This is a genomic window from Achromobacter sp. GbtcB20 (assembly GCF_019091095.1).
GTDB classification, from domain to species: Bacteria; Pseudomonadota; Gammaproteobacteria; order Burkholderiales; family Burkholderiaceae_B; genus Achromobacter; species Achromobacter mucicolens.
In genome coordinates this window covers 1-252 of sequence record NZ_JAGXJZ010000702.1, presented here as the reverse complement: position 1 = coordinate 252, position 252 = coordinate 1, and the positions used below count along the sequence as shown (strand labels likewise).

The 252-nt window shown below is 79.4% G+C and carries 1 protein-coding gene; it reads left to right on the top strand.

Annotated elements, in window-relative coordinates:
• Positions 1-162 (top strand): Rieske (2Fe-2S) protein (locus KVT32_RS32440; protein ID WP_371825651.1); only part of this gene is annotated, 162 nt, incomplete at its 5' end.
• Positions 163-252: the final 90 nt, after the last annotated feature.

Genomic DNA, 252 nt, shown 5'->3' with positions numbered 1-252 from the left:
ATGTGCGCCCGCCACGGCGCCACCTACCAGCCCGACACGGGCGTCTGCGTGGGCGGGCCCTGCAAGAACGGGCGCCTGACCACGCTGGCCGTCACCGGGCGCGACGGCAGCGTCTTCTGGCAGCCCGCCGGCAAGATCCAGCCGCTGGACGCAGCCGCCTGACCCCATCGGACGGCGGGGCGCCGCGCGGGGGCTTTCGCCCCGGGCGGCACCCCCCCCCCCGCGTCCCCCCGCTCGGCCTAGCCCCCCGCC